General features: G+C 34.8%; 4 protein-coding genes. All 4 read right to left on the bottom strand.

The features are described 5' to 3' along the window. Positions 1 to 363: 363 nt before the first annotated feature. Positions 364 to 648: a helix-turn-helix domain-containing protein gene (locus ACFSAH_RS14210; RefSeq protein ID WP_379663399.1), complete on the bottom strand. Its 285-nt coding sequence runs from the start codon at positions 646 to 648 to the stop codon at positions 364 to 366. Positions 649 to 1,525: 877 nt separating this feature from the next. Then, positions 1,526 to 2,305: a T9SS type A sorting domain-containing protein gene (locus tag ACFSAH_RS14205; RefSeq protein WP_379663398.1), complete on the bottom strand. Its 780-nt coding sequence runs from the start codon at positions 2,303 to 2,305 to the stop codon at positions 1,526 to 1,528. 22 nt (positions 2,306 to 2,327) lie between these two features. Continuing rightward, the gene (locus ACFSAH_RS14200) at positions 2,328 to 3,263 is read right to left on the bottom strand and encodes an exosporium glycoprotein BclB-related protein (protein ID WP_379663397.1); all 936 of its coding nucleotides are present in this window, start codon (positions 3,261 to 3,263) and stop codon (positions 2,328 to 2,330) included. A 505-nt stretch (positions 3,264 to 3,768) separates the two neighbouring features. Continuing rightward, complete coding sequence (locus ACFSAH_RS14195) at positions 3,769 to 4,308, bottom strand: hypothetical protein (protein WP_379663396.1); 540 nt, start codon at positions 4,306 to 4,308, stop codon at positions 3,769 to 3,771. Positions 4,309 to 4,949 lie beyond the last annotated feature (641 nt).

The following is a 4,949-nucleotide window of genomic DNA, read 5'->3' as shown; positions in this document are numbered from 1 at the left end:
TATAAAAAGAGTACAGGATAGGTATAGCAGGTGTATAGCAATAGTATTGCAATACTATCCCTCATATAAACAATAGGTATAGAATAAGTATACAATCAGTATAGAATAGGTATACAAACAGTATAGGATAAGTATACAATAGGTAAAGGATGGGTAAACAATAAGTATAGAAAAAACAGGGTATTGGTGGTAAAAAACACTTCCAAAAAACAAATTAGCTTCCGTTTTTTGTAAGGATTAGCCTTAACAACACAAACTCAGGTATTTTATTTCCAGCTTGGCTGTCTTAGCAAAAACACTGTTGAGAGCCTCCCTAAAAAGTTGAATAGCTGACCTGCCATTAGGCTTACAAACAGCGGCTATTTAATAATTGGATTTATACAATTTATAGACATATCTGGTTTTTTCTATTTGCCTAAGGAGTTCTTTTTTTAAAATGCGGTCGCCTCCGGGAAATCGGTAAGGAATAATGATTCCTGCTTTAACTAATCGTTTATAAGTACTTTCGCTAATTTTAAGAAATTCTTTTACTTCTGTCCGCGTTAACAGTACATCTTCTAAAGTTATCCCATCTTCAACATTAAGCTTTTCCTCCATCATTTTATACATCCTAAACATAAGTCTGTAAATATTTAAAGAGTATTTCATAAGCTGAGACTTTAATTTATGAAACAAATATTTCTTTAAGTTACTAAAAACATTCCTTATAAAAAAACTTGTTTACAATAACAACATTCAAACAGTAGCACGTAACTACACCCGTCTTTATAAGAAAACTGGATTGCAGCATCAAAGAGGTTGCATCAAAAATAAAAATATTGACCTTTTGATAAGTACAGCGAAGAGAAATTTCTTCTCTAAGTACTTCTGAAAGAGCTCTCTCGATTGCGTTGGGGAGGATAAGGTTATTTTGAGACACCTGCTGTTAGCTTAAACAGCAAGGGCTTATATAGGTTATACTTTCTCACATGACTAAAGATGCTGAATTGAGTTTAGCATGGACAACGCTTGTTTGTGGCCTTGCCCTGTCCTGCAAGAACCACATAATACAGCTTATTAAGCATATAGGGGGCTGTCTCATAAACAGGAATATCATATTTCGAATCCGCTACCATTGACTTTATTTACAAAAAGCTCACAATCAAGCATTTTCGCTCTTACCTCTCCGGCCTCTTGACCGGCCAGGTCAAGTTCCTTTTATTCATGGTTTTTATTTGTTTTTTTAAAAGGTATTCATGAATGCTTCGCATGTTTCCGCAAAAAGGAACCAAAAACTCTCCGCTACGCACAATTCTTTGAAAGATTATACTTAACCTTAACCTATGCCAACCGAATTGTGCTGATGCGGAATTTAAGCAGAACGGTTGACCCTGCTTTAGCTTGATTACCGAAATACAATTCAAAAGTCATTTTATATTGATTTATATTACAATATAGTCAGCATCAATATGACAAAAAAACACTAATTTGAGACAGTCTCCCTAAACAGCTGAAAAACGAGACGAGTAATACCCTAACTCAGATTTTACAATTTTATAAACTTGATGTTTTTCTTATTCGCGCCATCCTCGTATTGAAGGATATAAGTGCCTGTATTTATATTCTCCAAAGACACTGAGGTTTGAGAAGAGTTTATTTTTATTTCCTTTAGCGTTTGGCCCGAAATACTGATAATTTTTGCCTTAGCATCCTGTCCTATATTTCCGGTTATGGTAAGGGTTGCATATTGCTGTACCGGATTAGGATATAAGGCAACTATATGTTGTGCCACCCCATCGCCATTAAGCTCTACAATATCAGAATATTTCCATTTTCCATCTTTATCAAACTGCTTTAAACGATAATAGTTATTTCCTTCTGCAATTTCATAATTGGTATACGAGTAGTTTAATGTAGTACTGCTATTGCCATTTGGTGCCTTGCTATATACATTTTTCAGCGGGATAAAATTTATACCGTCTGTACTACGCTCTATTACAAAATAATCGTTGTTAATTTCGGACAATGTGGTCCATTTTATTAAATGGTAATTAAGCTCTGCAGAAGCGGTAAACTTTGTAAGCTCAACAGGTAATGGTTGTATATTCTCTTTTTGATGAAAGCCTTGTGTTAACTGCACATTCCCTACCGTAGAGGTTGTACTAATAACGGGCTCGCCAATGGTAAAGTCTAAAAAACTACCATTTGGAAATTGAGCAGAACCGCCAGCAGATGCTATTACCTGATTGGCTATGTTTTGGGCACTGGCATTAAACCCTACAAAACAAAACACATAGAGGATTAGTTTTTTACATAAATTTTTCATTGAATTTAATTTAATGTGCTTGCTAGTTAATGTTTATGCCTGCGCTTGCGTAGCCTGCTACCGTATTTATTAAGGTTAAACCAGACGCTGTAGCACTAAACACCAATAAATAACGGTCACCTGCTACAACCGGAATATTTAAACCAGTAGTTTGTCCTGAAGAAGTAGTGCCTATAGCTATTACACCTGACAAGCCCGGAGCAAGCGTTACCAAAGCGCCGGGTACTGCTGTAAATGTATTAGAGGCATGAGGTGCTGTATAAAGCTGTGCCTGAACGGTTATGGTAGTGCCTATCAAACTTAAAGCTGCCGTAGTACTAAAAAAGGCAGACATAGATGTAATAGAACCACTTCTTGGAGCTGTAAAGGCAAAGTTTAAAAGAGTCCCTGCTGCTCCTGTAAGATCTATTATACTTGAACCGACTAATGAAACTCCCGAAGCTGAATTTCCAAAGCCGACCAAAGAGGTGGTTCCTGTTAACCCTCCTGCTATAGTTGTTAAAACAACTGGTAAGCCAGAAGCAAAAGGTATAATGGCACCTCCGGTATTATTGCTATTGCTGCTCCCCGAATATAAAGCATAAGGTACGCTCACCAATTCTGTAGAAGAAAGTGTGCTATAGTTGGTACCCCCTGCAATATCGGCCTCAATTTTAAGGTATTTATTTCCGGTTTGCCAACTGATGGCAGAGAAAGTACCGGAAACGGGTGTACCTGTACCTATTTTAAGGTTTACCAGGCCAAAGGCATTGGTTGTTATTCCTGTATGGGTTTCGGCGTATTGTACGGTACCACCATTACCATTGGTAACACTTAATTTTAATGAAACATTTTGATTGGCGACAGGATCCCCTGTACTATTTCTTATCACAGCCTGATAGTTAATTTTTTGCGGTGCTTGTGCAAAAGAACAAATAGATAATAGTGTGACAACTACGGAAAATAATAGTTTTTTCATTTTTTATGCGTTTTTAATTTGTTTTTTTTACGTATGATTTTATTTTTTGTTCTGCTTTTTTGATTAATCACAAAGAAAAACACTAGGAGCCTGTTTAAAAATGAGATAAATAAAATACAGTGGTAAAAGAGACTGCTTCGTTCCTCGCAGTGACGCTCCTATTTTTATCATTGCGAGGAACGAAGCAATCTCAACAACTATAATAATTATTGAATGAAATTTAAACAGGCTTTAAGATTTTCATAGAGAGCCCTAAATTTAGCTGAAGGGTCTTTGTTTCGATTTTATTCAAGCAGGAGTTGAAGACTTCTATTGATCAAACATGTCTGTGATTCAATAAAAAACTCCTCGGCTTGTACACTCCTTAGGGGTAACAATAAAAAAACAGTCAAACATTACCATGTCTGTAGAGCCTTTTATTAAACTTTTTGGGTAAAAAAAAGACCTGTAAGGTTTCGAAAATCTTACAGGTCTTTAATTTCAAAATAATGGGAAAGCCTTATGGTTAAGCTTCCTGCTTTACAAATTTACCTTTGCAATATACTTTCAATAATTTACCGTCAATGGTTGCATTTACTTCAATGGTAAAGTTATCTTCGCCTTCTTTAGTAACCTTCATCCAACTATCAGTCCCAGAAAAATCAGAGTTGCTATCATTGCCTCCCCATTCTTTATTTTCCCACCAATAGTCTTTGTCATCCATTTTAAACTCTCCATAAGGAGTCCAATTAAAAGAATAGTCGCTGTTAAGGTCTATCTTTTCTCCCATAAGTTCTTTCGGCACGTCCAAATATAAATATTCAGACTCGTTCCAAATATTATCCTTTGGAGTATTTAGGGAAAGTTCGAAACTATAACCATTACTTTGCTGACTATAAACAGTATAAGCCATGTTTTTTATAGTTTTATCTCCCCATGTAATATGGTTTTCTACTTTTCCTTCCACCTGTTCTTCTGTCTTGTCATCTTTTTTACATGATGTTACAGAGAACCCCAGAGTGCACAAAGTCACCAATAATAATAATAGTTTTTTTGTTTCTTTCATTTTTTCCGTTTTTTAAAATAAAGCGGCAAAGTTAAAAAAACTATACTTAAAATTACAGACAAACCGCAATAATTAATTTTAAACAATCAAAAGGTTTAATTTAACCCACAAACAACGAGCAAGTTATAGAAACAATAAAGCTCTTTAACAGTCCTAAAATATCATAAAAATGAGGGAGGATACAGAATAGCAGCTAATCAGCTTTTTATATGGCTTATAAAGCACATAAGAAATTCCTAAGACTTTTAAGTATTACAAGTTTAAAGCTACAGAACAGCACAAAATAATAACGGTTTGGTCTTGCCAGAATAACACTTTAATATATCCCACTGTCAGAGATTAGCAAAGCGTACAGATTAATAAATAAAAAAGAGTCTCCCGACTCTTTTAAAACTATTAACAGGAGTTAAAAACTTCTAATTATTATAAAATCCAAAGTGACGCTATTGCTGAACACTTTGGACAGAATGAGAAAAATAATGCTTAAAATTAAAACAGAACTTACTGCTATAAAAAAAGGAACTTACAGTTCCCTTGAGACTGTAAAATAGACTGTGTCAATGATAATAAACAGAAGTATTATTTTTGACATAGTAATTATGAGTATTAAGGAAAACGATTTTGATTTTGAGTCCATGAAG

It is taken from the genome of Pseudopedobacter beijingensis (assembly GCF_042678145.1).
GTDB lineage: Bacteria > Bacteroidota > Bacteroidia > Sphingobacteriales > Sphingobacteriaceae > Pseudopedobacter > Pseudopedobacter beijingensis.
The sequence above is the reverse complement of the archived record's forward strand: the minus strand, read 5'-3'. Positions and strand labels throughout refer to the sequence as shown.